The 23633-nt window shown below is 73.6% G+C and carries 28 protein-coding genes; 14 read left to right on the forward strand and 14 right to left on the reverse strand.

Annotation, left to right across the window (positions count from 1 at the left end; translation table 11 throughout):
* Window positions 1-26: 26 nt before the first annotated feature.
* The 6 genes from fdxA (at window position 27) to ACYVDA_RS13170 (ending at window position 4435) form a co-directional block, all read left to right on the forward strand.
* Window positions 27-359, forward strand: coding sequence for a ferredoxin (fdxA, locus tag ACYVDA_RS13145; protein WP_460818833.1), 333 nt, complete (start codon window positions 27-29; stop codon window positions 357-359).
* A complete protein-coding gene (locus tag ACYVDA_RS13150; protein ID WP_460818834.1) occupies window positions 359-1249 on the forward strand; it encodes an amidohydrolase family protein in 891 nt (296 codons plus the stop codon). The genes fdxA and ACYVDA_RS13150 overlap by 1 nt, the downstream gene beginning before the upstream one ends.
* An 82-nt stretch (window positions 1250-1331) precedes the next feature.
* Complete coding sequence (locus ACYVDA_RS13155) at window positions 1332-1802, forward strand: hypothetical protein (RefSeq protein ID WP_460818835.1); 471 nt, start codon at window positions 1332-1334, stop codon at window positions 1800-1802.
* Window positions 1803-2039: 237 nt separating this feature from the next.
* A complete protein-coding gene (locus ACYVDA_RS13160; protein WP_460818836.1) occupies window positions 2040-2585 on the forward strand; it encodes an RNA polymerase sigma factor in 546 nt (181 codons plus the stop codon).
* Window positions 2582-3793 carry a hypothetical protein gene (locus tag ACYVDA_RS13165; RefSeq protein WP_460818837.1) on the forward strand — a complete coding sequence of 404 codons (1212 nt, stop codon included), beginning with the start codon at window positions 2582-2584 and terminating at the stop codon, window positions 3791-3793. Before ACYVDA_RS13160 ends, ACYVDA_RS13165 begins: the two co-directional genes overlap by 4 nt.
* A gap of 9 nt (window positions 3794-3802) precedes the next feature.
* The gene (locus tag ACYVDA_RS13170) at window positions 3803-4435 is read left to right on the forward strand and encodes a dual specificity protein phosphatase family protein (RefSeq protein ID WP_460818838.1); all 633 of its coding nucleotides are present in this window, start codon (window positions 3803-3805) and stop codon (window positions 4433-4435) included.
* Window positions 4436-4474: 39 nt separating this feature from the next.
* Here the strand turns inward: ACYVDA_RS13170 and ACYVDA_RS13175 are convergent, their stop codons facing one another.
* Genes ACYVDA_RS13175 through ACYVDA_RS13190 form a run of 4 tightly spaced genes read right to left on the reverse strand, consistent with a single transcriptional unit; the run spans window position 4475 to window position 6621 of the window.
* Complete coding sequence (locus tag ACYVDA_RS13175) at window positions 4475-4852, reverse strand: NYN domain-containing protein (RefSeq protein ID WP_460818839.1); 378 nt, start codon at window positions 4850-4852, stop codon at window positions 4475-4477.
* Window positions 4849-5691: an adenylate/guanylate cyclase domain-containing protein gene (locus ACYVDA_RS13180; RefSeq protein ID WP_460818840.1), complete on the reverse strand. Its 843-nt coding sequence runs from the start codon at window positions 5689-5691 to the stop codon at window positions 4849-4851. The genes ACYVDA_RS13175 and ACYVDA_RS13180 overlap by 4 nt, the downstream gene beginning before the upstream one ends.
* 13 nt (window positions 5692-5704) lie before the next feature.
* Window positions 5705-6238 (reverse strand): GNAT family N-acetyltransferase, encoded by a 534-nt coding sequence (locus tag ACYVDA_RS13185; RefSeq protein WP_460818841.1) that lies wholly within the window; start codon window positions 6236-6238, stop codon window positions 5705-5707.
* Window positions 6235-6621, reverse strand: a complete 387-nt coding sequence (locus ACYVDA_RS13190; protein WP_460818842.1) for a YchJ family protein — start codon at window positions 6619-6621, stop codon at window positions 6235-6237. The genes ACYVDA_RS13185 and ACYVDA_RS13190 overlap by 4 nt, the downstream gene beginning before the upstream one ends.
* A gap of 57 nt (window positions 6622-6678) precedes the next feature.
* Here ACYVDA_RS13190 and ACYVDA_RS13195 point away from each other — a divergent pair, with 57 nt between their 5' ends.
* The 3 genes from ACYVDA_RS13195 to ACYVDA_RS13205 are packed head-to-tail and all read left to right on the forward strand — an operon-like array spanning window position 6679 to window position 10523.
* The gene (locus tag ACYVDA_RS13195) at window positions 6679-8091 is read left to right on the forward strand and encodes a magnesium chelatase (RefSeq protein WP_460818843.1); all 1413 of its coding nucleotides are present in this window, start codon (window positions 6679-6681) and stop codon (window positions 8089-8091) included.
* Window positions 8084-8479, forward strand: coding sequence for an OsmC family protein (locus tag ACYVDA_RS13200; protein ID WP_460818844.1), 396 nt, complete (start codon window positions 8084-8086; stop codon window positions 8477-8479). Before ACYVDA_RS13195 ends, ACYVDA_RS13200 begins: the two co-directional genes overlap by 8 nt.
* On the forward strand, window positions 8472-10523 hold the full coding sequence (locus ACYVDA_RS13205) for a vWA domain-containing protein (RefSeq protein ID WP_460818845.1): 2052 nt from the start codon (window positions 8472-8474) through the stop codon (window positions 10521-10523). Before ACYVDA_RS13200 ends, ACYVDA_RS13205 begins: the two co-directional genes overlap by 8 nt.
* Before the next feature lie 162 nt (window positions 10524-10685).
* On the opposite strand, the gene ACYVDA_RS13210 is transcribed toward ACYVDA_RS13205, so the two are convergent.
* From ACYVDA_RS13210 to ACYVDA_RS13225, 4 genes are all read right to left on the reverse strand, one after another.
* Entirely contained in the window at window positions 10686-11813 is a 1128-nt protein-coding gene (locus ACYVDA_RS13210) for an acyl-CoA dehydrogenase family protein (protein ID WP_460818847.1), read from the reverse strand.
* A 9-nt stretch (window positions 11814-11822) separates the two neighbouring features.
* Window positions 11823-12980 carry an acyl-CoA dehydrogenase family protein gene (locus ACYVDA_RS13215; protein ID WP_460818848.1) on the reverse strand — a complete coding sequence of 386 codons (1158 nt, stop codon included), beginning with the start codon at window positions 12978-12980 and terminating at the stop codon, window positions 11823-11825.
* Between the two features lie 88 nt (window positions 12981-13068).
* Window positions 13069-13560: a glutathione peroxidase gene (locus tag ACYVDA_RS13220; protein WP_460818849.1), complete on the reverse strand. Its 492-nt coding sequence runs from the start codon at window positions 13558-13560 to the stop codon at window positions 13069-13071.
* A 114-nt stretch (window positions 13561-13674) separates the two neighbouring features.
* Window positions 13675-15372 (reverse strand): MXAN_6640 family putative metalloprotease, encoded by a 1698-nt coding sequence (locus tag ACYVDA_RS13225; RefSeq protein ID WP_460818851.1) that lies wholly within the window; start codon window positions 15370-15372, stop codon window positions 13675-13677.
* A gap of 82 nt (window positions 15373-15454) precedes the next feature.
* Between ACYVDA_RS13225 and ACYVDA_RS13230 the strand changes: the two genes are divergently transcribed.
* Together ACYVDA_RS13230 and ACYVDA_RS13235 are read left to right on the forward strand one after the other, a co-directional pair.
* Entirely contained in the window at window positions 15455-16708 is a 1254-nt protein-coding gene (locus ACYVDA_RS13230) for a DUF445 domain-containing protein (RefSeq protein WP_460818852.1), read from the forward strand.
* 66 nt (window positions 16709-16774) lie between these two features.
* Complete coding sequence (locus ACYVDA_RS13235) at window positions 16775-16996, forward strand: RNA-binding S4 domain-containing protein (RefSeq protein ID WP_460819080.1); 222 nt, start codon at window positions 16775-16777, stop codon at window positions 16994-16996.
* Window positions 16997-17014: 18 nt separating this feature from the next.
* On the opposite strand, the gene ACYVDA_RS13240 is transcribed toward ACYVDA_RS13235, so the two are convergent.
* The gene (locus tag ACYVDA_RS13240) at window positions 17015-17389 is read right to left on the reverse strand and encodes an FKBP-type peptidyl-prolyl cis-trans isomerase (RefSeq protein ID WP_460818853.1); all 375 of its coding nucleotides are present in this window, start codon (window positions 17387-17389) and stop codon (window positions 17015-17017) included.
* Window positions 17390-17464: 75 nt separating this feature from the next.
* Here ACYVDA_RS13240 and ACYVDA_RS13245 point away from each other — a divergent pair, with 75 nt between their 5' ends.
* Together ACYVDA_RS13245 and ACYVDA_RS13250 are read left to right on the forward strand one after the other, a co-directional pair.
* The gene (locus ACYVDA_RS13245) at window positions 17465-17860 is read left to right on the forward strand and encodes a VOC family protein (protein WP_460818854.1); all 396 of its coding nucleotides are present in this window, start codon (window positions 17465-17467) and stop codon (window positions 17858-17860) included.
* A gap of 130 nt (window positions 17861-17990) precedes the next feature.
* The gene (locus tag ACYVDA_RS13250) at window positions 17991-18683 is read left to right on the forward strand and encodes an EcsC family protein (RefSeq protein WP_460818855.1); all 693 of its coding nucleotides are present in this window, start codon (window positions 17991-17993) and stop codon (window positions 18681-18683) included.
* An 11-nt stretch (window positions 18684-18694) separates the two neighbouring features.
* Here the strand turns inward: ACYVDA_RS13250 and ACYVDA_RS13255 are convergent, their stop codons facing one another.
* Together ACYVDA_RS13255 and hisN are read right to left on the reverse strand one after the other, a co-directional pair.
* On the reverse strand, window positions 18695-19126 hold the full coding sequence (locus ACYVDA_RS13255; RefSeq protein ID WP_460818856.1) for a CBS domain-containing protein: 432 nt from the start codon (window positions 19124-19126) through the stop codon (window positions 18695-18697).
* A 145-nt stretch (window positions 19127-19271) separates the two neighbouring features.
* Complete coding sequence (gene hisN, locus ACYVDA_RS13260; protein WP_460818857.1) at window positions 19272-20162, reverse strand: histidinol-phosphatase; 891 nt, start codon at window positions 20160-20162, stop codon at window positions 19272-19274.
* 52 nt (window positions 20163-20214) lie between these two features.
* Between hisN and ACYVDA_RS13265 the strand changes: the two genes are divergently transcribed.
* Window positions 20215-20679 (forward strand): DUF2231 domain-containing protein, encoded by a 465-nt coding sequence (locus ACYVDA_RS13265; RefSeq protein WP_460818858.1) that lies wholly within the window; start codon window positions 20215-20217, stop codon window positions 20677-20679.
* 49 nt (window positions 20680-20728) lie between these two features.
* Here ACYVDA_RS13265 and rsgA read toward each other — a convergent pair whose 3' ends face one another.
* The 3 genes from rsgA to ACYVDA_RS13280 are packed head-to-tail and all read right to left on the reverse strand — an operon-like array spanning window position 20729 to window position 23563.
* Window positions 20729-21754 (reverse strand): ribosome small subunit-dependent GTPase A, encoded by a 1026-nt coding sequence (gene rsgA, locus ACYVDA_RS13270; RefSeq protein WP_460818859.1) that lies wholly within the window; start codon window positions 21752-21754, stop codon window positions 20729-20731.
* Window positions 21751-23022, reverse strand: coding sequence for a 3-phosphoshikimate 1-carboxyvinyltransferase (aroA, locus tag ACYVDA_RS13275; RefSeq protein ID WP_460818860.1), 1272 nt, complete (start codon window positions 23020-23022; stop codon window positions 21751-21753). Before aroA ends, rsgA begins: the two co-directional genes overlap by 4 nt.
* A gap of 10 nt (window positions 23023-23032) precedes the next feature.
* On the reverse strand, window positions 23033-23563 hold the full coding sequence (locus tag ACYVDA_RS13280) for a DoxX family protein (RefSeq protein WP_460818861.1): 531 nt from the start codon (window positions 23561-23563) through the stop codon (window positions 23033-23035).
* Window positions 23564-23633 lie beyond the last annotated feature (70 nt).

Here is a 23633-nt window from a genome sequence, read left to right on the forward strand (position 1 = left end):
CCGCGCACCCAGCCAGGAGTCTCCTGATGCCCTACGTGATCGCCAGCCCCTGCATCGACGTCAACGACAAGGCCTGCGTCGACGAGTGCCCCGTGGACTGCATCTACGAGGGCGACCGCAAGAGCTACATCCACCCCCGGGAGTGCATCGACTGCGGCGCCTGCGAGCCGGTGTGCCCGGTCGAGGCGATCACCCAGGACCGCCGGGTGGCCGACGGCGACGAGGCCTTCGTGGAGGACAACGCGGCGTTCTTCCTCGAGGTCCTGCCCGGTCGCGACGGGCCGTTGGGAGCGCCGGGAGGGGCCGCGAAGGTGGGTGACCTCGGCACCGACACCGAGCGCGTCCGGACCTGGTCCTGATGCTGGCCGAGCACCTCCTGGTCGACGCCCACGTGCACGTCCCGGTCCTGGGGTCGGTCGCGCCCGCGTGGACCGACTGGGCGAGAGAGTTCGGGCCCGCGGGCGTCCTGGAGCGGGTGTGGGACGCCGAGGGCCGTCCCGTCCCGGCCGCCCTGACCGAGGTGTTCGAGGAGCAGGGCGTGGACGCCGCGCTGCTGTTCTGCGAGCACAGCCCCAAGGCGACCGGCTACCAGCTCTTCGACGACCTGCTGCCCCTGGTCGAGCACGACCCGCGCCGCTTCCGGCCGGTGGCCAACGTCAACCCCCACCTGCACTTCCCGATCGCGCGCGAGCTCACCCGCCAGCTCGACCACGGGGCGGCGGCGCTCAAGCTGCACCCGGTGCACGGGGGGTTCCGCTGCGACGACCGCGCCCTCTACCCGGCGTACGCCGTCCTGGCCGAGCGGGGCGTCCCGCTCGTCGTGCACTGCGGCACGAGCACCTTCCCCGGGTCGATGAACGAGCTCGCCTCGCCCGAGCACCTGCTGCCCGTCCTGCGCGACTTCCCCGAGGTCGACGTCGTGCTGGCCCACGGCGGCCGGGGGTGGTGGTACGACGCGGCCGCGTCGATGGCGCTGACCTTCCCGCGCGTGTGGATCGAGCTCTCCGGGCTGCCGCCCCGCCGGCTGCCGGAGTACTACGCGCGCTTCGACCTCGCCCGGCTGGCCCGCCGGTTCATCTTCGCCACCGACTGGCCCGGCGTGCCCGGCACCGCCCGCAACGCCGCCGCCGTGGCCGCCCTGTGCCCCGACGACGAGACCGCCGCGCTGGTGCTCGCCGGCAACGCGCTGTCGGTGTACGCCGGTCTCGACCACCTCGTCACACCGTCGTCGGGCGCCTACGGATCCTGACATTTCCCCCACGTCTAGCCCGTTGCAGTGCCACGCTGGGGTCCGGGCGCACGGCGCAGCGCGCCCGGACAGGAGCGCGACGATGAGCACCAGCACGGACAAGGTCGGGGGGCAGCACGTCTTCGTGGCCCCCAGCCCCGGACGCAAGGTCGTGGGCGTCCTCATCGTCGCCGGACTGGTGGGCCTGGGGTGGAGCCTGCTGCAGCTGTCGTCGACGCGGACGACGCCGCTGACCGTGCTCGCTGCGGTCTGCGGGCTGGTCGTGGTCGGGGGGTGGACCTACCTCAAGGCCCGGATCCCGCAGCGGATCACCGTCGACCGCGCGATCATCGAGATCCGGCGCGACGGGCACACCCACCGCTACGACCTCGAGGACCCCGCCGTCGACATCCGGGTGCGCGACGGTGAGATCGCCTTCGCCCACTACATGGACAACTGGGTCCTGGTCTCGGCCCGCGACGTGGACTGGAAGACCTTCAGCGACGTCGTCATGCACTACCAGAACAACGCCGACCACAACGCCGAGCGGCGGGACGAGCGCTTCAGCCGCTGACCAGGGCGAACGAGAAAGTTTCGTTTTCAAGCGGAACCTCCGGCCCCCGGCGTCGATCACCCTGGTGCACGACCCAGGGACGGTGAGGCGGATGAGCACCACCTCCACGGCACCCGGCTCGCTCCGGCGGGCCGAGCCGGGGCGTGCCCCCCATGACGTAGCCTGTCGGCCACCCCTACCCCCCGTTGGTGGCCGGCAGGCTACTTGGGCGTCCCCCCACTCGAGGAGTCGCAGGTCGTGGAGCTCACCGACGACGTCGCCCAGCTGGCGGCGGCCGGCGACCCGCAGGCCTTCCGGGAGGTGTACGCCGCCCTCGCCCCGCGCGTCCTGGGCTACCTCCGCTCCCGCGGCGTCGAGGACCCCGACGGGCTCACCAGCGAGGTGTTCCTGGGCGTCTACCCCCGGTTGCCCTCGCTGCGGGGCGGCGCGGCCGGCCTGCGCACGCTGGTGTTCTCGGTGGCGCACGCGCGCTCGGTCGACGACGTGCGCCGGCGCGCCCGCCGCCCGGTCGACCTGTCCTACGAGCCCGAGTGGGACGACCGCGTCAGCGAGTCCGCCGAGCACGTCGCCGTGTCCTCCCTCGAGGCGCAGCGGGCGGTGGCCCTGATGGCCGACCTGGGAGAGGACCAGCGCGCCGTGGTGACCCTGCGGATCCTGGGCGACCTGACCCTGGAGCAGACCGCCGAGGTGACCGGCAAGACGGTGGCCTCGGTCAAGCAGCTCCAGCGGCGGGGCCTCGAGCGCCTGCGCACCCTGATGCTCGACCGGGAGGTGGCGCGGTGAACGACGTCCCGGACCTCCTGCCGCGGGTCGCCGCGGTGCTGCGCGAGTCGGCGCTCGACGACGCCGCCACGGCCGACGGCCACGCCGCCCCGGCGTCCGACGACGGGCTCGAGCACGCGCTGTCCCGTGCCCTCTCACCGCTCCTGCGGACCGCTCCCGTGCCGTCGCCCGAGCTGCGCGGGCTGCTCGACCGGGGGGCGCCGTCCCGCGCGGCAGCCCCCGCTCGTCGGCCCGACCCGGAGGACCGGCCCGGAGTCGTCCTGCCGCTGCGGGTCCGGGGACGACGGGCGCTGGCCGGTGCCCTGGTGCTGGCCGCGGCGGGCGTCGGTGCCACGGGGCTCTCGGCCGCGGCCAACACCCTGCCCCGGCCGTGGCAGCGCCAGGTCGCGGACTTCTCGCGCATCCACCTGCCCTTCGACTTCCCCGAGCCCCCGGCAGGCGCGGGTGACCGCCCGCTGTCGTCGGCTCCCGGGGCTCCTCGGGCCTCCGACACCCGCCCGCCGCACGTCGAGACCCCGGGGCGGCTCGCCGCCCGCCTGGCCGCACCGCTGACCCCGACCGACCACGACGCCAACCACGACGCCGACCCCACCGGGGTCTCGCGGACCCGTGACCCCGCCCCGGCCGCCTCCGGGCCCGCCCGTGGGGACGCCGGGGAGGCCGGTCGGCACGCGGACGACCGACCGTCCCGGGGGTCGCAGGGGGCCGACCGCGGGCCCGCTCCCGGCCGGTCCGGGACCGGTCAGCAGTCGACCGGCCAGGACCGGAGCCCCCAGGGCCAGAGCTCTCAGGACCAGTCCCCTCCGGGCCACGCCGACTCGGAGTCCGGCGGCGGCGAGCAGCCCAGCCAGGCAGCCGGGTCGGGCCAGCCGGCGACGTCGGGCCAGAAGCAGTCGAGCCAGAAGCAGTCGGGCCAGAAGTCGGGCCAGCCGGCGACGACGAGCCAGAAGAAGTCGGGCCAGGAGCAGGCGAGCCAGGGCTCCTCCGGGGACGAGCAGCCCGGACGGGGCCGGGCGGCGGGCTCCGCCGGCTCGAGCGACGCGGGCGCGGAGGGCGAGCGCGACGACGGGCAGGGCCGTCGCGCTCCCGGCGCCGACACCGACAGTGGCGACGCCGCGGCTGCGGCTGCGGCGTCCGAGCGGCTCCGGACCTCCCTCGCCGAGGTCCTCGACCTCCCGACCGGCGCCACGCCGGGCGCGGCGGGCTAGGTTCTCCCGGTGCCCGGCCCCCCGACGAACCCGCGACCGACTCCCCGACCGAACCCGCGACCGAACCTGGCCACCGCCGACGCCGACTTCGTCACCGACCACCTCGTCGTCGGCGGCGACCTCGACACCCGTGACGAGCAGCTCGCCGCCAGCCAGCTGCACGAGCTGCGCGAGGCCGGCGTCACCCACGTGGTCGACGCCCGCGTGGAGTGGAACGACGAGCAGTGGGTGGCCCGGCTGGCGCCGGAGATCAGCTACCTGCACCACGGCATGGACGACGCGGGCCAGCAGGTGCCCACCTCGTGGTTCGAGCACGGCGTCGGCTGGGCCCTCGAGGCGCTCGAGGCGGGCGGCACGGTCCTGACGCACTGCCACATGGGGGTCAACCGCGGCCCCTCGCTCGGCTTCGCGGTCCTCCTGGGCCAGGGCTGGGAGCCCGTCCCCGCGCTGGACGCCATCCGCTCGGCACGCCCGGTCGCCTGGGTGGCGTACGCCGAGGACGCCCTGCGCTGGCACCACGAGCGGCTCGCCAGCCCGCCCGGGTCGCTCGAGACCGACCTGCGCAAGCTCGCCCGCTGGCGCGAGGAGAACGAGCTCGACCTCGCCTCGGTGATCCGGCAGAAGCGCGCCCAGGGCCGCTGACGGCGCGTCGGTCGGCCCACCCACACTGCCGGCTCCACCTCAGTCGGCAATGACCGCCAGCAGCCAGGTGGGGCTCATCGTGCGGCAGCCGAGCGCCTCGACCTTCATCTGCAGCGCCCGGTCGGCGGTGATCACGGTGACCTCGTGCTCCCGCTCGCGGGCCGCCCGCGACTCCTTGACGATGGTGGCGTCGCCGTCGCGCGGGGCGTGGACGGTGCGCAGGTGGGCGTCGCGGCCGGGTCGCAGGCCGCCCTTGGCCTTGCCCTCGAGCACCAGCACGATCTCGTCGTACGCCGTGTCGGCGACCGCCAGCCGGCCGTGCAGCCGCACCGCCGCGCCGGCCCGGTCGCGCCACCAGCCGTCGGGGGTGGCGCCCACCACGTTGGCGCCGTCGACGACCAGCACGCGCCGGATCACCGCTCCTCCACCAGCCACAGGGTGTGCTCGCCGGGCAGGCCCTTGAGCTCGACGGGCTCGGTCTGGCTCATGGTCCACCTCGCGGACTCGGAGAGACGTGCGGCCGTCTCGCTGCTGACCATGATCTCGCCCCCGTCGGCCATCGCGGCCACCCGGGCGGCCTTGGCCACGTTGCGCCCGAACCAGTCGCCGTCGCGCTCGATCGCGGTGCCGGTGTGCAGACCGATCCGCACGCGGATCGGGTTCCACCGCAGCCGACGGCTGCGCTGGCGCTTGGCGTTCAACGCGTGCTGCACGTCGAGCGCGGCCTCCAGGGCGAGCTCGGGGGTGGAGAACAGCACCATGTAGCCGTCGCCCTGGTTCTTGACCACGTGGCCCCGGTGCCGGTCGAAGCAGTGGCCGAGCAGCTCGTCGTGGGCGTCGAGCAGGCGCACCCACCTCTCGTCGCCGATCTCGTCGTTGAGCGCCGTGGAGTTCTCGATGTCGGTGAACAGCACGGTCACGTTGCCGTCCTCGTCGGCCACCCGGACCACGTCCTCGCGCGCCTCGGCGGTCCAGGCGGCGAAGTCGTCGATGGAGCTGAGCAGCATGCCGCGCACGCCTTGCGAGCGCACCCGGCTCACCGCGTCGACGGCCGTCCGCATCGCGAGCCCGGCGGCCTTGACCGCCCGCCCGCTGCGGTTCTCCTCCACGGCGTACGCCGCCAGCCGGTCCTCGAGCTCCTCGACCCGCCGGCGGGTGATCCGGAGCTCCCGGGTCGTCACCACCAGACCGGCGACCGCACCGACGAGCAGCACCCCGAGCACGACCAGGAGCACGGACACCAGGCCGGGGGACACGTTCGACAGGGTTTCACAACCCTCCTCGGCCCGGGGTCATCACCAGCAGGTCGGGACGGTCCGGGGACAGCCAGTCCAGCCGCAGCCGGCCGATCTCGACCCACCCGCGCGCGAGGTAGAGCGCGACCGCGCGGCCGTGGGTCGGCACCACGTCGAGCACCGGCGTGAGCCCCTGCCCGCGGATCCAGCCGGTGGCCGTCTCCAGCAGCAACGAGCCCAGCCCCCGGCCCCCGTGGTCGGACCCGACGAAGAGCACGGTGACCAGGGCGAAGTCCCCGTGGCCGAGCAGGTCGAGCACCGCCCGGCAGAGCTCGTCGTCGGGCTCCGGGGCCGACACCGCCACGTGTCCGGCCACCTCGCCGTCGACCTCGACGACCCACGCCGCCTGCTCCCCGGTGCGGACCAGGAACCGCTCGACCGGGAACGGCAGCGGCCAGCGCAGGGGGTACTCCGTGGCCGCCTGCTGCTCGCCCAGCAGCTGCTCCAGCACGGGCAGGTCCACGGGACGGCGCGGACGCACGGTCGCCGCGCCCGGGGCGTCGCTCACACGGCCTCCAGGTAGAACCAGCGCCCGGCTCGCCGCGCGAACACGCTGCGCTCGTGGAGCACCCCGGGGCCGTCCGGCGACTCGTGGTGGGCGCGGAACTCGACCACGTCGTCGGTGGCCTCCACGACCTCCAGCCGGGTCCAGCGCGTCGTGGGGTCGTGCGTCACCTGGTCGGGGCGGGTGCGCGGGTGCCAGGTGCGCCAGACGTGGTCGGTGTCGCCCACGGCGTACGCCGCGAAGCGCGAGCGCATCAGCTCCTCCGGCGTCGCGGCCTGCCGCTCGCCCCGGTGCAGCGGCCCGCAGCACACGGCGTACGCCGCCAGCCCGCACGGGCAGGCGCCGGAGCGGGGGAGCGCCGGGTGGGACGGGAGTGCGGCAGCCATGCCCCCATCCTGCCCGCCCGCGCCACCTCGTTTCCCGTGCTGAGTAGCGTGGCCAGGGTGACGACGACCCACACTGCTCGCCCCACCAACGCCCCCGACCTCGCCACCGTCGGCGCCCTGCGCGCGAGCGGTCACGAGCAGCGCAGCCTGCGCCAGGAGCTGCGCGAGAACCTCCTCGACGCGCTCCGCACGGGCCGCGACCCCTGGCCCGGGCTGCACGGCTTCGAGAGCACCGTCATCCCGCAGCTCGAGCGCGCGATCCTCGCCGGCCACGACGTGGTCCTCCTGGGCGAGCGCGGCCAGGGCAAGACCCGGCTGCTGCGCACGCTGGTCGGCCTGCTCGACGAGTGGACCCCCGTCATCGACGGCTCCGAGCTCGGCGAGCACCCCTACGACCCGATCACCCACGCCTCCCAGCGCCGGGCCCGCGAGCTGGGCGAGGAGCTGCCGGTCGCGTGGCGCCACCGCGACGAGCGGTACGCCGAGAAGCTCGCCACCCCCGACACCTCGGTCGCCGACCTGATCGGCGACGTCGACCCGATGAAGGTCGCCGAGGGCCGCAGCCTGGGCGACCCCGAGACGATCCACTTCGGGCTGATCCCGCGCTCGCACCGCGGCATCGTGGCCATCAACGAGCTCCCCGACCTCGCCGAGCGGATCCAGGTCGCGATGCTCAACGTGATGGAGGAGCGCGACATCCAGATCCGGGGCTACGTGCTGCGACTGCCCCTGGACACCCTGGTGGTGGCCAGCGCCAACCCCGAGGACTACACCAACCGCGGCCGCATCATCACCCCGCTCAAGGACCGCTTCGGCGCCGAGATCCGCACGCACTACCCGCTCGACCTCGAGGACGAGGTCGCGGTGATCCGGCAGGAGGCCGACCTGGTCGCCCACGTGCCCGACCACCTGATCGAGATCCTGGCCCGCTTCACCCGGGCGCTGCGCGAGTCCTCCTCGGTCGACCAGCGCTCCGGCGTCTCCGCCCGGTTCTCGATCGCGGGCGCCGAGACCATCGCCGCTGCGGCGCTGCACCGCGCCACCTCCCAGGGCGAGGAGCGCGCCGTCGCCCGGGTCGTCGACCTGGAGACCTCGGTCGACGTGCTCGGCGGCAAGATCGAGTTCGAGACCGGCGAGGAGGGCCGCGAGCAGCAGGTCCTGGAGCACCTCCTGCGCAAGGCGACCGCCGAGACGGTGCGCGCCCACCTGGCCGGCGTCGACCTGGGCCTGCTGGTCCAGGCCATCGAGCGCGGCGCCAGCATCACCACGGGCGAGCAGGTCACCGCCCGCGACGTGCTCACCGGTCTGCCACCGCTGGGCGAGTCCGAGCTCTACGACCAGGTCTGCGAGCGCCTCGGTGCGACCGACGACGGCGAGCGGGCCGGCGCGATCGAGCTGGCCCTGGAGGGGCTGTTCCTGGCCAAGCGGGTCGACAAGGCCTCCGGCGAGGGCGAGACCGTCTATGGCTGAGCACCACACCGCGACGGTCGGCGCCGGGACGCTCGCGGTCGACGACGGCATCGCCGTGGAGCACCCCTGGACCGGCTCCGGGGTCACCTTCGACGCCGCGTTCTCGGGCGCCCACCTGCTCCACCTGGCGGTCGCGGGGTGCGTCCTGAACAGCGTCTACCGCGAGGCCCAGCGGCGCGGGACCCGCCTGGACGGCGTGCGCGTCACCGCCCGGGGCGCCTTCGACCCGGACTCCTGGCGCTCGCACGGCATCGATTACGACGTGGCCGTCGACTCCTCGCTCGACGACGCCGAGGTCGAGGACCTGATCGCCCGGGTCGAGCAGGATGCCGAGATCCCCCGCACCCTGGCCCACCCGACCCTCGTGACGCGGGTGCACGGTGGTTGACCGGCGGCGGCGGTCCCGCTACGGCCGCTACTCCGGCGGGCCGGACCCGCTCGCCCCGCCCGTCGACCTGGCCGAGGCGCTCGACGCCATCGGCGAGGACGTCATGGCCGGCTACAGCCCCGAGCGCGCGATGCGGGAGTTCCTGCGTCGCGGTGGCGAGAACCAGGCCGGCCTGGACGACCTCGCCCGTCGCGTGGCCGAGAAGCGGCGCGAGCTGCTGAGCAAGCACGACCTCGACGGCACGCTCCAAGAGGTCCGCGAGCTCCTGGACAAGGCCGTCCTGGCCGAGCGTGGACAGCTGGCGCGCGACGTCGACATGGACGACGGCGACCGGGCCTTCCGCGAGCTCCAGCTGGGGGCCCTGCCCCCGAGCACGGCCGCGGCCGTCAACGAGCTGGGGGACTACGACTGGAAGAGCCCCGAGGCCCGCGCTGACTTCGAGAAGATCAAGGACCTGCTCGGTCGCGAGATGCTGGACCAGCGCTTCGCCGGCATGAAGCAGGCGCTCGAGAACGCGACCGACGAGGACCGCGCCCGGGTCAACGAGATGCTCACCGACCTCAACGCGCTGCTGGACAAGCACCGGCGCGGCGAGGACACCGAGCAGGACTTCACCGACTTCATGGACGCCCACGGCGACTTCTTCCCCGAGAACCCCCGCGACATCGACGAGCTGATGGACTCCCTGGCCCAGCGGGCCGCGGCCGCCCAGCGGATGCGCAACTCGATGACCCAGGAGCAGCGCGACGAGCTCGACGCCCTGGCCTCCGAGGCCTTCGGCAGCCCCGAGCTGATGCAGTCGCTGTCCCAGCTCGACGACAACCTGCGCTCGCTGCGCCCCGGCGAGGACTGGGGCGGGTCGGAGGACTTCGGCGGCGAGCAGGGCCTCGGCCTGGGCGACGGCACCGGTGTGCTCCAGGACCTGGCCGACCTCGACGACCTGGCCGAGCAGCTCGCGCAGTCCTACAACGGCTCGCGGATGGACGACGTCGACGTCGACAAGCTCGAGAAGCAGCTCGGCGAGCAGGCCGGCATCGACGCCCGCACGCTGGCCGAGCTGGAGAAGGCGCTGAAGGAGACCGGCTACCTCAAGCGCAGCTCCGACGGCCAGCTCACCCTCTCGCCCAAGGCGATGCGCCAGCTGGGCAAGGCGCTGCTGCGCGACGTGGCCCAGCGGATCTCGGGTCGCCAGGGCCAGCGCGACCTGCGCCACGCTGGCGCGGCCGGCGACCTGAGCGGGGCCAGCCGGGAGTGGGCGTACGGCGACACCGAGCCGTGGAACGTCACGCGCACCATCACCAACGCGATCACCCGCACCGTCGGCGAGGGCGGCGAAGTCGCGCACGGCGTCCGCCTCCAGATCGGCGACGTCGAGGTCGACGAGACCGAGGCCCGCACCCAGGCGGCGGTCGCGCTGCTGGTCGACACCTCGTTCTCGATGGCGATGGCCAACCGCTGGGTGCCGATGAAGCGGACGGCCCTGGCGCTGCACCAGCTGATCAGCACCCGCTTCCGCGGCGACCACCTCCAGCTGATCGGCTTCGGCCGGTCCGCGCGGGTGATGGAGATCGAGGAGCTCACCGGCCTCGACGCCCGCTGGGACAAGGGCACCAACCTCCACCACGCCCTCCTGCTGGCCAACCGCCACTTCCGCAAGCACCCCAGCGCCCAGCCGGTGCTACTGATCGTCACCGACGGGGAGCCCACCAGCCACCTCGAGCCCGACGGCGAGGTGTGGTTCTCCTACCCGCCGCACCCGCTGACGGTGGCGTGGTCGGTGCGCGAGCTCGACACCAGCGCCCGCCTGGGGGCCCAGGTGACGATCTTCCGGCTCGGCGACGACCCGGGCCTGGCCCGCTTCCTGGACCAGCTCGCCGACCGGGTCGAGGGACGCGTCGTGGCACCGGAGCTCGACGACCTGGGCGCGGCGGTCGTGGGCAGCTACCTCGGCGGCCGGGGTGGCCGCGGCGGCCGCCGCGGCGGTGGCGGCAACCCGATGGAGGACTGGTTCCCCGGCGGTCGCGGCTCCTGGTACGCCGGCTGACGGTGGGCTCGAACGGCATGCAGATCGGGGTTGGAGACGCTCCACGAGGCTCCTGCCGGCCCGAGACCGTCCACCACCTCGCGCGAGTCGACCGGACGAGCCACGACGTACGACGGCCCGGGCCCCCCTCTCGAGGGGTCCCGGGCCGTGGCACGTGGCGGCTCAGCGCAGCGGGTCGACCACGCCGTACTCCGTGAGGTGCTCGGCCAGGTGCCCGGTCTGGGCGCGCCCGTCGCCGAGCAGGTGGTCGATCGCGGTGAGGCGGGCGGTGATGTGCCCGACGGCGTACTCCATGGTCATGCCGATGCCGCCGTGCAGCTGGATCGCCTCCTGCCCGACGTGACGCCCGGCCTTGCTGACCTGCAGCTTGGCCCGGCGCGAGGCCTCGGTGACCTTGTCAGGGGTGGAGCTGCGGTCGGCGAGCACCATGGTCGCCCAGGTGACGATGCTCTTGGTGAGCTCCACCGAGGTGTACATGTCCGCGGCGCGGAAGGTGAGCGCCTGGAAGCGGTTCAGGGTGACCCCGAACTGCTTGCGGGTGGTGAGGTACTCGGTCGTCATCTTCAGCGCCGACTCCATCAGGCCCACGGCCTCGTGGCAGTAGGCGATCTTCGCCGCCGCCACGACCCGCTCCAGCGCGGCCAGGGTGTCGGTCGAGCCGTCACCCAGGCGGGTGGCCGGTGCGCCGTCGAAGGCGATCCGGGCCGCCCGCGTGCCGTCGAAGGTGGCGTACGACGTGACGCTCACGCCCTCGCCGGGCTCGACCAGGAACGCGGCCGGGCCGTCGGCGGTCTGGGCCGTCACGACCAGCAGGTCGGCGCGACCGCCGGCGAGCACCGGCTCCTTGACGCCGGTCAGCTTCCCGTCGGTCTCGGTGACGCCGCCGCCGACCAGGTCCCAGCGCTTGCCGGGCTCGTGGACCGCCGCGGCCAGGATGACCGCGCCCTCGGAGAGCCGACCGAGGACGTCGGTGCGCTGCTCGTCGGTGCCGAGCGCCGCGACCAGGCCGCCGGCCATCACGACCGACTCGACGTAGGGCTCGGGGGCGGTGACGCGCCCGATCTCCTCGCACACCACCGACAGCTCGACGGGTCCGGCGCCCATGCCGCCGTGGTCCTCGCTGAACGGCAGGCCCAGCAGGCCCATCTCGGCCAGCCGGCCCCACATCGCCTCGTCGAAGCCGGGGTCCTTGGCCACGGTCTGGCGCCGGGTCTCGGCGTCGTAGCCCTTCAGCAGCCCGCGTGCGGCGTCGCGCAGCGCGGTCTGCTCGGAGTCAAGGGTGAAGTCCATGGTCTCTCCTCACAGTCCCAGGATCGTGCCGGCGATGATCTGACGCTGGACCTCGTTGGACCCGCCGTAGATCGAGGCCTTGCGCAGGTTGAGGTACGTCGGGGCGCTGGTCCGCGCCCACACCGGGACGTCGGAGCCGTCCTCGGCGAAGGAGGCCAGCGCGAGCGGGCCGGCCACGTCGACCAGCAGCTCGCTGACGGCCTGCTGCAGCTCGGTGCCGCGCAGCTTCAGGACCGAGGAGGCCGGGTGCGGCTTGCCGTCGGCGGAGTGGGCCACCACGCGCAGGGCGGTCAGCTCCAGGGCCAGCAGGTCGTTCTCCAGCGAGACGATCTGCGCGGCGAGGACGGGGTCCTCCAGGGCGCCGGTCTCCTGGGCGAGCTCCTTGGCGTGGGCCAGGTTGCGCTTGGTCGCACCGACCGGCGCGACGCCGACCCGCTCGTTGCCGAGCAGGAACTTGGCCATCGTCCAGCCCTGGTTCTCCTCACCCACGAGGTTCTCGCCGGGGACGCGGACGTCCTCGAAGAAGACCTCGTTGACCTCGTGGCCGCCGTCGATGAGCTGGATCGGGCGCAGCGTGACGCCCTCGGTGTCCATCGGGATCAGGATCATCGAGATCCCGGCCTGCTTCTTGACGTCCGGGTCGGTGCGGCACAGGCAGAAGATCCAGTCAGCGTGCTGGCCGAGCGTGGTCCACGTCTTCTGGCCGTTGATGACCCAGTCGTCACCGTCGCGGACGGCCTTGGTGGTCAGCGAGGCCAGGTCGGAGCCGGCGTTGGGCTCGGAGAAGCCCTGGCACCACCAGATGTCGAGGTTGGCGGTGGCCGGGAGGAACTTCTCCTTCATCTCCTGGCTGCCGAACTGCGCGATCACCGGGCCGATCATGCTGGCGTTGAAGGCCAGCGGCGGCGGCACGCACGCCAGCTGCATCTCCTCGTGCCAGATGTGGCGCTGGAGCGGCGACCAGTCGCGGCCGCCCCACTCCGCGGGCCAGTTGGGGACGGCGAGCCCGGCGGCGTTGAGGATCCGCTGGGTCTCGACGATCCCCTCCTTGCCGACGTGGTGGCCCGAAGCCACCTGGTCGCGGATCTCCTGGGGGATCTTGGTGGTGAAGAAGTCGCGCATCTCCTCGCGGAAGGCGGACTCCTCCTCGGTCAGGGCCAGCTGCATCTGTTGCTCCTGTCGGGCGGGCGCGGGACGTGCTTCGCCACGTTACCGCGGAGTACCCCGAGCCGGTGGAGGCCGGTGGGAGGAGGGGTCAGCCGGCCTGGTGCGCCAGCTGCTTCTCGATGTCGCCGGCGATCTTCTCGGGCTTGGTGGTCGAGCCGTAGCGCTTGACGACCTCGCCGTCGCGACCGACCAGGAACTTGGTGAAGTTCCACTTGATCTTCTCGCCGAGCAGGCCCTTCTTCTCGGTGCGCAGCCACTTGTAGAGCGGGTGCGCGTCGTCGCCGTTGACGTCGACCTTGGAGAACATCGGGAAGCTGACGCCGTAGTTCTTCTGGCAGAACGAGCCGATCTCGCTGTCGCTGCCGGGGTCCTGCTCGCCGAACTGGTTGCACGGGAAGCCCAGCACGACGAGTCCCTGGTCGGCGTACTGCTCGTGCAGCTTCTCCAGGCCCTCGAACTGCGGGGTGAAGCCGCACTGCGACGCGGTGTTGACCACCAGCGCGACCTGGCCGGCGTACGCCGACAGCGGCTGCTCCTCGCCGGTGATGGTGGTGGCGGTGAAGTCGCTCAGGGTCGGCACAGGGATCTCCTCGTGGGGTGGGGACGGGTGGGTCGTGCTGGATCGGGCTCGGGGGTGCTTCGTCGCCGCCGCCCGCGGTGGATGGGGTGGCGGCGAGGGGCGTCGGCGACCGGGTCAGAACGCCCGGGCGGTGACGGCGTAGGTGTTGCGGTTGGCCGACGTGGGGTCGGTGGTGCCGCGGCCGAAGCAGCTGTAGAGCGGTCCGCCGTCGGAGGCGGCGACGGTCCCGCACGACCGCATGGTCGGCGAGGTGTCGGCCACCGTGACGGTCACCGACCGGACCTTGCGACGGTCGAAGCCGAGCACGGTGGTGACCTTGCCGGCGGCGTCCAGGGTCAGCGGGACGGTCCGGGCCGTGCCGTCGGTGGCCCGCACCAGCAGCAGCGCGGCGGGCTGACGGCTGCGGTCGGGGGCGTCGATGGTGACGCGCAGGTGCCGGCCCACCGGGAGGGTGGAGGCGGGGCTGACGCGCACCGAGGCGCTGCTGAGGTGGACCAGGTCGGTGCGCACGGTCCCGGTCGAGGGCGACCGCGTGGTCAGCGTGCGGGTGCTGCGGTACGCCGGCGCCGGGTAGCCGGCGCGCTCGGAGTAGGTGCCCGGGGGCAGCAGGTTCCAGGTCGCGAACCGGGCGAAGAAGTCGCTCCAGGAGTGCCGCTGGGAGACCGTGGAGACGATCGCCTGGAGGGAGTACTGCGAGCCGGTGGCGGCGTCCGCGGCGTCCCAGAAGGAGCGCACCACGTCGGGTCCGCCCAGGGACTCGGCGGCGTAGCGGAAGAAGATCCACGCGCCGTAGGGGTGCAGCCCCACGGAGTAGTCGACGGCGCGGCTGGGGAAGCGGATCGGGCTGTCGGCGAGGTACTGGTAGTTGTCGTTGACCGAGTCGAAGACCTCGTCCTCGATCCAGGTGGCGGTGCCCTCCATGAACCAGGTGTCCTCGGCGACGTCGTAGCCGAACTGGACGTCGTGGAAGAACTCGTGGGCGGCGGTGACCCGCATCGGCAGCAGCGGGTTGGAGGTGGCGTACTCGCGCAGCGAGTAGTCGTTGTCGAGCACGCAGTAGCCCGGGACCTGCCGGTCGTCGCTGGCGCCCTCGGGCGCGCAGTAGCCGTAGAGGCCCTGGGGCCCGAGCTGGGCGAGGTAGACGTCGACGCGCCCGTCGGGGTTGCCCGGCTCGGTGCCCACCGTGGCCTCGTCGGAGAGCGGCGCGCGGTAGCCCAGGCGGTCGATCTCCGCGTTCCAGACGGTGTCCATCGTGGCCGCGACGGTCTGGACGTAGTCGGGCGTGCCGTCGTGGTCGGCGTCGGTCGGGGAGACGCGGTTGACCCCGGTGGTGACGTAGTGGATGCAGAAGTGCGAGTCCGCCGACCCGCAGTAGGCGTGGTCGGTGGCGTCGCCGTAGGTGGCCGCGTCCGTCCCGCCGCCGTCGGTGGGCCGGGCCAGGAGCGCGTCGGCCGCACGGCGGTCGGCGCCGGTGAGGGCCGAGCGCGCGTGGAACAGCTGCACGAGGGTCGTGGTCACCTCGGTGGCGGGGCCGCGACCGCTCACGCGGCCCGAGCGCGGGGTGCGGGGCTCCAGGCGGGCCTGGGCCCGGTGGAGCAGCGCCAGGGCCTGGCCGCGGGTGACCGGTCGGCTCGACCGGTCGGGGCCCGGGGTGACGCGCGTCGTGGAGCCGTGGGTCCGGTCCTGCGCCGTGGCGGGGGTCGCCGAGGCCAGCACCGCCGACGGCAGGACCAGCCCGGAGACCAGCAGCAGGGGGACGAGGAGGCGGGCGCGGGGGCCACGGGGGCCGCGAGGGCCACGGGTGTTCGACACCGCCTGAGTGTACGGTCCGGCGGCCGTCTGACCGGGGTTTCCCACAGGGCGCTCCGACGGGGTCCGATAGGTTCGGCCCACCATGACCGCGCCCCTGACCACCGCCGACGCGGCCGACGCCGAACGGCTCCGGCGCCTGCGGCGGATGAAGACCGTCGCGCTGGCCCTCCTCGTCCTCGCCGCCGTCGTCTACCTGCTCACCCTGGGACGCACCGGCGTCTGGGGGTTCGTCAACGCCGGCGCCGAGGCCAGCATGGTCGGGGCGATGGCCGACTGGTTCGCCGTGACGGCGCTCTTCCGCCACCCACTGGGCCTGCCGGTGCCGCACACCGCGCTGGTGCCGCGCAAGAAGGACGAGTTCGGCAAGAGCCTCGAGGAGTTCTTCGCCGAGAACTTCCTCCAGGAGGCGGTCATCCGCGAGCGGCTCGCCGCCGCCGACGTCGTCACCCGCGTCGCCCGCTGGGTCGGTGAGGAGCCGCACGCCCGCCGGGTCGTGGCCGAGGGGGCGTCGGTCCTGTCCACCGTCGTCACCCGCCTGCGCGACCAGGACGTCCGCACCGCGGTCGAGGAGGTGCTCGTGCCGCGCTTCAAGGCCGAGCCGATCTCACCGCTCGCCGGGGGCCTGCTCCAGGAGATCGTCGCCGACGGCGCCCACCACGGCCTGGTCGACCTGGCCCTGGACGAGGCGCACCGCTGGCTGGAGCACCACCAGGACGAGTTCACCGAGGTGATCACCGAGAGGGCCCCCTGGTGGACCCCCGACCGGCTCAACGAGGTCGTCACCCAGCGGCTGTACGTCGAGTCCGTGCGCTGGGTCGCCGACATCCGGCGCGACCCCGACCACCACGCCCGCCAGGCCCTGGACAGCCTGCTCGCCCAGCTGGCGCAGGACCTGCTCCACGACCCCGCCACGCAGGAGCGCGCCGAGAAGCTCAAGGTCCGGGTGCTCTCCCAGCCGCAGGTCGTCGCCACCGGGATGTCGCTGTGGGCCGCCTTCCGCCGTGCCCTGCTCGAGGCGCTCGACGACGAGCAGGGCCCGCTGCGCGACAAGGCGACGGTGGAGCTGGTCGCGTTCGCCGAGCGGGTGCAGCGCGACGACGCGCTGCGCGGCCGGCTCGACGGCTGGACCTCCGACCTGGTGGTCTGGGCCGTGGGCCGCTACGGCACCGAGCTGACCGCGGTCATCACCGCGACCATCGAGCGCTGGGACGGCCAGGAGGCCTCGCGCAAGATCGAGCTCCACGTCGGCCGCGACCTGCAGTTCATCCGCATCAACGGCACCATCGTGGGCGGCCTGGTCGGCCTGGTCATCCACGCCGTGTCGCTCGTCGTCTGAGTCCGGGAGGACCCCGTGAAGCGCTGGACCCGCAAGAAGCCGCAGGACCCGGTCGAGGACGTCCCCATCCGGGACGAGGTGATCCGCCTGGGTCAGTTCCTCAAGCTGGCCAACCTGATCGAGTCCGGGGCCGAGGCCAAGGAGGTCGTCGGTCGGGGCCTGGTGCAGGTCAACGGCGAGGTGGACACCCGCCGCGGGCGCCAGCTGGTGGCCGGCGACGTGGTCACGCTGGGGGGCGTCTCCGCCCGGGTGGCCAGCGGGGACGCCGAGATCGACGTCCCCTGGTAGCCAGGAGCCGCCCGGGGGTCAGCGGACCGAGATCAGGTCCACCACGAAGATCAGGGTCTCGCCGGGCTTGATGACCCCGCCGGCCCCACGGTCGCCGTACCCCAGGTGCGGGGGGATCACGAGCTGGCGGCGGCCGCCGACCTTCATGCCCTGCACGCCGGTGTCCCAGCCGGAGATGACCTGGCCGACCCCGAGGCGGAAGTCCAGCGGGGCGCCGCGGTTGTACGACGCGTCGAACTCCTCGCCCGTGGAGTGGGCCACGCCCACGTAGTGCACCGACACGGTGCTGCCGGCGGTGGCCTCGGGGCCGTCGCCCTCGGTCACGTCCGTGATCTGGAGGTCCGCCGGGGGCGGGCCGTCGATGAAGTCGATCTCAGGCTTCTGCTCAGTCATCCCGACACCCTCCCACGCACGGACCCACGTCGGGGAGGGTGGTGCCTGACCCCGTCCGCGAGGTTCACTGGTCCCGTGCCGTACGGGATCCGCGTCTCCACCGTGACCCTCTCCAGCGCCGACCCGGCGGGTCTGGCGCGCTTCTACGCCGACCTGCTGGGACAGGACCGCCCGGTGCCCCAGGACCCGACCTGGGTGGTCCTGCGCACGCCGACGATCACGCTGGCCTTCGACCTCGACGAGGGCCACCGGCCCCCGGCGTGGCCGACCCGCGCCGACGCCCCGCCCCTCCAGGTGCACCTGGAGGTCCAGGTCGACGACCTGGAGGGTGCCCTGACCCACGCGCTGGGGTGCGGGGCGGCGCTCGCCGACCACCAGCCCCAGGAGGACGTCCGGGTCTGCCTGGACCCCGCAGGACACCCGTTCTGCCTGTGGGTCGACCCGACCGGGACGGACCCCGCGGCCGCGTGAGCCTGCTCACCCCGGCGTGACGATCCCGGCTCCCGCGCGTCTCACGAGGGCGGCACGGGGTACGAGCACGCCCTCGGGCCGCACACCTCAGACGTCCGCCGGACGGTCCATCGACGAAGGAGCCCCCAGCATGGGCATCACCAGCCGGATCACCCACCGCTTCGCCCCCAGGGCCGCCGACATCGCGCCCGGACCGGCGTCCGCGGTCATCCACCGCGCGCTGGCCCAGGCCATCGCCGGCGTCGGTCCGCTCAAGGGTGCGGCCGCGGCGGCCGAGAGCCAGCTGGCCGAGCAGCAGGGCACCGGCCCTGCGGCCGTCGACGCGGCGGTCAAGGACCTGATCTCCAACCACGTGAAGTTCGCAGGGGCCCAGGGCTTCGCCACCAACCTCGGCGGCCTGGTCACGCTGGCCGCGACCATCCCCGCCAACCTGGCGGGACTGGCCCTGCTGCAGTGCCGCATGGTCGCCGGCATCGCCCACCTGCACGGCTACGACCTGGCCGACCCCCGGGTCCACAACGCGATCCTGGCCTGCATCCTGGGCGAGGGCGACGTGCGGCAGCTGGTGAAGTCCGGCAAGCTGCCCGGCACCCCGCGCCACATCGCCACGGTGCAGGACCACTCCGAGGAGCTCGACCGCCAGGTCTCCCGCCAGGTCGCCGCCGCCCTGATCAGCGGCGTCGCCGGGCGCCGTCTGGTCACCACCGTCGGCAAGCGGGTCCCCGTCGCCGGCGGCCTGGTCGGCGCGAGCTCCGACGCCCACGCCACCTGGCAGGTCGGCAAGTACGCCGCCAAGGAGCTGCGTCCGCGCCAGCGCGCCTGACCCGCCCGGGCTCAGCCCTGGTGGACGTAGGAGTCGAGCTGGTCACGCTCGAACTCCAGCTGGTCGATGCGGTTCTTCACGACGTCGCCGATGCTGACGACGCCGACGAGCCGACCGTCCTGGACGACGGGCACGTGCCGGATCCGGTGCTCGGTCATCTGGGCCATCAACCCGTCGAGGTCCTCGTGCGGCTCGCAGGTGCGCACGCGGGCGGTCATGATCGCGGCCACCGAGCCGTCCAGGACGCCCTCCTCGCGGTGCAGGTGGCGCACGACGTCGCGCTCGCTCACGATCCCCTCGACCGTGCTGCCGTCGGAGCTCACCACGGCCGCCCCGATGTTGTGCTCGGCCAGCACCGCGAGCAGCTCGCGCACCGTGGACTCGGGCGCCACCGTGACGGTGCCAGCGCTGGACTTGGTGCGGATGACGTCGGAGATCTTCATGGCGAGCCCTTCGGTGGGCCGGGCGCGCGAACCGGTCGTGCCCGGGGTCCGACGAACATAGTGCTCGCGCGGGCCCCTGCCCAGGGGCGAAGGCCACCAGGTGACCCCGCGGCCGGGTCCCGCGGGGAGGGCGTGCGGGCCGGCCTCAGTCCTCGTACGGGCGGGGGGAGGGGGTCGACTGCTCGCCGCGGCGGGAGTTGAGGTCGTGGACCGTCCCACCGGTGTGGTGGTCGCCCCCGTCCTCCTCGCCGAGCGCGCCGAGGAAGGCCAACGCCTGGTCGTGCAGCTTGCCGTTGGTGGCCAGGGCGCTGCCGCCGGCCGGTCCGGGCTCCCCCTCGAGCGAGGTGAACACGCCGCCGGCCTCGCGCACGATCACGTCGAGGGCGGCCATGTCGTACACCTCGAGCTGCGGCTCGGTCGCGATGTCGACGGCGCCCTCGGCCACCATCATGTAGGACCAGAAGTCGCCGTACGCCCGCGTGCGCCAGCAGCGGCGCGACAGGGACAGGAAGTCGTCGAGCCGCCCGCGCTCGTCCCAGCCCGAGAGCGAGGAGTAGGACAGCGAGGCGTCCTCGACGCGCGAGACGTCGCTGACCTGGCAGCGGGAGGCGCGCAGGAGCGACTTGCCGGTCCAGGCGCCGCCGCCCTTCATCGCCCACCAGCGCCGGTTGAGCATCGGGGCCGAGACCACGCCGACGACGACCTCGTCGTCGACCATCAGGGAGATCAAGCTGGCCCACACCGGGACGCCGCGGACGAAGTTCTTGGTGCCGTCGATCGGGTCGACCACCCAGCGACGCTGGCTGTGGCCGGTCGAGCCGGACTCCTCGCCCAGGACGGCGTCGCGGGGGCGGGCCCGGGAGAGCACCCGACGGATGCCCTCCTCCACGGACTTGTCGGCGTCGGTCACCGGCGTGAGGTCGGGCTTGGTCATCACGTGCAGGTCGAGGGCCTTGAAGCGCGACGAGGCCGTGGAGTCGGCGTCGTCGGCCAGCACGTGGGCGAGCCGGAGGTCGTCGGTGAAGTCGGACGGCATGGGTCACAGGCTAAGCCCGCGGCGGCGTGACCTGCGCCGCTACCCTGCCGACATGGAAATCAACGGTGTTCCCCTGCACCCCCTGGTCGTGCACGCAGCCGTCGTGTTCGTCCCGCTCGCCGCGCTCTCCGTGATCGCGTTCGTCGTACCCAGGTGGAGGTGGGCGGCCCGCTGGCCCGCCCTCGTCCTCTCGATCCTCGCCGCTCTCTTTGTCCAGGCAGCCACGCTGACCGGGGAGAACCTCCAGGAGACCAGGGGGCCGCGCTCGGCCCTGATCCACGAGCACTCCGAGTACGCCGACAAGCTGCAGGTCGCGATGTACGTCCTCGCGGTGGTGATGATCGTGGCCTTCGTGGTCATGCCGGTCGTCAGCCGCATCACCGGCGGCGACCGCGTCGCCAGGGTCGCGGTGCTGGAGAAGCCCCTGGTGGTGCTGCTCCCGCTGCTCGCGATCGTCGTGCTGGTGCTCGTCTACCTCACCGGTGACGCCGGCGCCCGCTCGGTCTGGAAGGGCTGAGGCCCCTCGCCGCGGGACCTCGGGTGGCGTCGGCCGGTGGGCACCAGGCTCACCAGCCGGCGTCCCCGGCCTCCCGGCTGGCCAGGAGCCGCCGGAAGGACTGCACGCGCTCGGCCTGCTGACCCTCGGCCTCGTCGAGGCCGCACTCGGGCTCGCCCGCCCCGTGGGTGCACCCCCGCGGGCACGACGCGGTGAGCTCGGTCAGGTCCCCGAAGTGCGTGATCAGCACGTCCGGCTGCACGTGGGCCAGCCCGAAGGACCGGATGCCCGGGGTGTCCACGATCCAGCCGCCGCCGGGCAGCGAGAGCATCAGCGCGCTGGTCGAGGTGTGCCGCCCGCGCCCGGTCACGGCGTTCACCACGCCGACCTCGCGGCGGGCGTCCGGGACCAGGGCGTTGACCAGGGTCGACTTGCCGACGCCGCTGTGGCCCAGCATCACGCTGGTGCGCCCGTGCAGGCGGTCGGTGAGCTCGCCGACGTCACCGCCTCGCTGGGTCACGACGTGGTCGACCCCGAGCGGCCGGTAGGCGGCCAGCAGGGCGTCGGGGGTGGCCAGGTCGGCCTTGGTCAGGCAGAGCAGCGGCTCCATCCCCGCGTCGTACGCCGCCACGAGGGCGCGGTCGATCAGGCCCACCCGGGGCTCGGGGTCGGCCAGGGCGGTGACGATGACCAGCTGCTCGGCGTTGGCCACGATCACCCGCTCGACCGGGTCGTCGTCGTCGGCCGTGCGGCGCAGCACCGTCGAGCGCGGGTCCACGAGCACGATGCGCGCGAGGCTGCCGTCGGCGCCGCTCGTGTCGCCCACCAGCCGCACGCGGTCGCCGACGACGACGCCCTTGCGGCCCAGCGGGCGCGACTTCATCGCGGTGACCAGGCCGCCCCCGGGGCCGCCCAGCAGCTCGGTGCGCTCGGTGCCCGCCGGCAGGTCGAGCCGGCAGGTGTAGCGGCCCCGGTCGACCGTGACCACGACGGCCGGCACGGCGTCGTCGTAGCTGGGTCGGTCCTTGGTGCGCGGCCGGGTGTGCCGGCGCGGCCGGTCGAAGCTCTCGGGGTCGTACTGGTCGTAGCGGGTCACCCGACGAGGCCCGCCCAGACCTCGGCGAACCCCGGGAAGGTCTTGGCGGTGGTGCCCACGTCCTCCACCAGGACGCCCTCGACCACCGAGCCGATGATGACCGCGGCGTGGGCCATCCGGTGGTCGGCGTAGGTCTTGAACTCCCCGCCGTGCAGGGGCGCCGGCACGATGCTCAGACCGTCCTCGTGCTCCTCCACGCCCGCGCCGAGGCCGGTGAGCTCGGCGGCCAGGGCGGAGAGGCGGTCGGTCTCGTGCCCGCGGATGTGGGCGATGCCGCGCAGGCGGGAGGGGCCGTCGGCCACCGCGCACAGCGCCGCGATCGCGGGGGCGAGCTCGCCGACGTCGTGCAGGTCGGCGTCCAGGCCGCCGACGGTGCCGCTGCCGGCCACCGTCAGGCCGGCGTCGTCGAGGGTCACCTCGGCGCCCATCCGGGCCAGCAGGTCGCGCAGGTGGTCCCCGGGCTGGGTGGTGCCGGTGGGCCAGCCCGGCACGGTCACCCGGCCGCCGCTGGTCATGGCCAGCATCAGGAAGGGCGCGGCGTTGGACAGGTCGGGCTCGATGGTCACGTCGGTGGCCCGGATGGGCTGGGGCGGCACGTGCCAGCGGTTGGCGTCGCTGTCGTCGACCTCGACGCCGTGCTCGCGCAGGCAGGCGACCGTCATGTCGATGTGGGGGAGCGAGGGCACCGGCTTGCCGTCGTGGCGCACGTCCACCCCCTCGTCGTACGCCGCCCCGGCGAGCAGCAGCGCGGAGATGAACTGGCTCGAGGCCGACGCGTCGATGACCACGGTCCCGCCGCGGACCGAGCCGTCGCCCCGCACGGTGAAGGGCAGCGTGCCGCGTCCTTCGTCCTCGACGGTGACGCCGAGGCCGCGCAGCGCCACCAGGACCTCCGACATGGGACGGGTGCGGGCGTGGACGTCTCCGTCGAAGGTGACCGCCCCGTGGGCCAGGGCCGCGACGGGAGGGACGAACCGCATCACGGTGCCGGCGAGCCCGCAGTCGACGTGGGCGGCGCCCAGCGCCCCGGGGGTGACCGTCCAGTCGTCGCCGGAGACGTCGACGGCCGACCCCAGGTCCGTCAGCGCACGGGCCATCAGCTCGGTGTCGCGGGAGCGCAGCGCCCGGCGCACCACCGAGGGGCCGGACGACAACGACGCCAGCACCAGGGCCCGGTTCGTGAGGGACTTCGAACCGGGCAGCGTGATGCTGGCGTCGAGGGGCCGTCGCGCGACGGGCGCGGGCCAGAGGTCTAGGCGTGTCTCCACGCCCCCGAGGTTAGGCCCGGACCGACTTCGCGGCGAGCTTGGCCTCGACCTTGGCCTGGCGCTTGAGCAGCTTGGCCTCGCGCTTGACGGTGGTGCCGGCGTGCTGGGCGCGCCAGGCCACGCCGGGACGACCCTCGGTGTCGACGGCGGCGAGGATCAGGCCGCCGAGCAGGGAGAGGTTCTTGAAGAAGTGGATGCGCTGCTGGGCCTTGGCGGCCGGGTCGGTCTCGTTCCAGAACTGGTGCCCGGCGACGGTGGTGGGGACCAGGGAGGCGGCCAGCACGGTGCTCGAGACGCGGGGGGCGCGGCCGCGGGCCAGCGAGATGCCCGCGAGCAGCTGTGCGGCGGCGTTGATGCGCACCAGGGTGACGGTGTCCTGGGGGACGTTGACCGGCAGCGCCTGGTCCAGGGTCGGGCGGATCTTGTCGACCACGGGCTTGGCGGCCGAGGCCAGGGCGGGCGCGTTCTTGAGCGCGTTGACCCCGCCGACGACGAAGATCGAGGCGAGCATCGGGCGGGCGAGGAGTCGTGTGACGGTCATGGCTACATCTTTACCCGATCGTCGGGGGATCAAGCGGCCGAAGCGAGGACCCCGGACGCAGGGAAGACGC

This window comes from Nocardioides korecus (genome assembly GCF_054778395.1).

Coding starts and splice junctions, on each gene's coding strand:
- fdxA (WP_460818833.1), top strand. CDS start 27: ATGCCCTACGTGATCGCCAGCCCCTGCATCGACGTCAACGACAAGGCC.
- ACYVDA_RS13150 (WP_460818834.1), top strand. CDS start 359: ATGCTGGCCGAGCACCTCCTGGTCGACGCCCACGTGCACGTCCCGGTC.
- ACYVDA_RS13155 (WP_460818835.1), top strand. CDS start 1,332: ATGAGCACCAGCACGGACAAGGTCGGGGGGCAGCACGTCTTCGTGGCC.
- ACYVDA_RS13190 (WP_460818842.1), bottom strand. CDS start 6,621: ATGGCTGCCGCACTCCCGTCCCACCCGGCGCTCCCCCGCTCCGGCGCC.
- ACYVDA_RS13200 (WP_460818844.1), top strand. CDS start 8,084: ATGGCTGAGCACCACACCGCGACGGTCGGCGCCGGGACGCTCGCGGTC.
- ACYVDA_RS13210 (WP_460818847.1), bottom strand. CDS start 11,813: ATGGACTTCACCCTTGACTCCGAGCAGACCGCGCTGCGCGACGCCGCA.
- ACYVDA_RS13215 (WP_460818848.1), bottom strand. CDS start 12,980: ATGCAGCTGGCCCTGACCGAGGAGGAGTCCGCCTTCCGCGAGGAGATG.
- ACYVDA_RS13230 (WP_460818852.1), top strand. CDS start 15,455: ATGACCGCGCCCCTGACCACCGCCGACGCGGCCGACGCCGAACGGCTC.
- ACYVDA_RS13240 (WP_460818853.1), bottom strand. CDS start 17,389: ATGACTGAGCAGAAGCCTGAGATCGACTTCATCGACGGCCCGCCCCCG.
- ACYVDA_RS13250 (WP_460818855.1), top strand. CDS start 17,991: ATGGGCATCACCAGCCGGATCACCCACCGCTTCGCCCCCAGGGCCGCC.
- ACYVDA_RS13255 (WP_460818856.1), bottom strand. CDS start 19,126: ATGAAGATCTCCGACGTCATCCGCACCAAGTCCAGCGCTGGCACCGTC.
- hisN (WP_460818857.1), bottom strand. CDS start 20,162: ATGCCGTCCGACTTCACCGACGACCTCCGGCTCGCCCACGTGCTGGCC.
- ACYVDA_RS13265 (WP_460818858.1), top strand. CDS start 20,215: ATGGAAATCAACGGTGTTCCCCTGCACCCCCTGGTCGTGCACGCAGCC.
- ACYVDA_RS13280 (WP_460818861.1), bottom strand. CDS start 23,563: ATGACCGTCACACGACTCCTCGCCCGCCCGATGCTCGCCTCGATCTTC.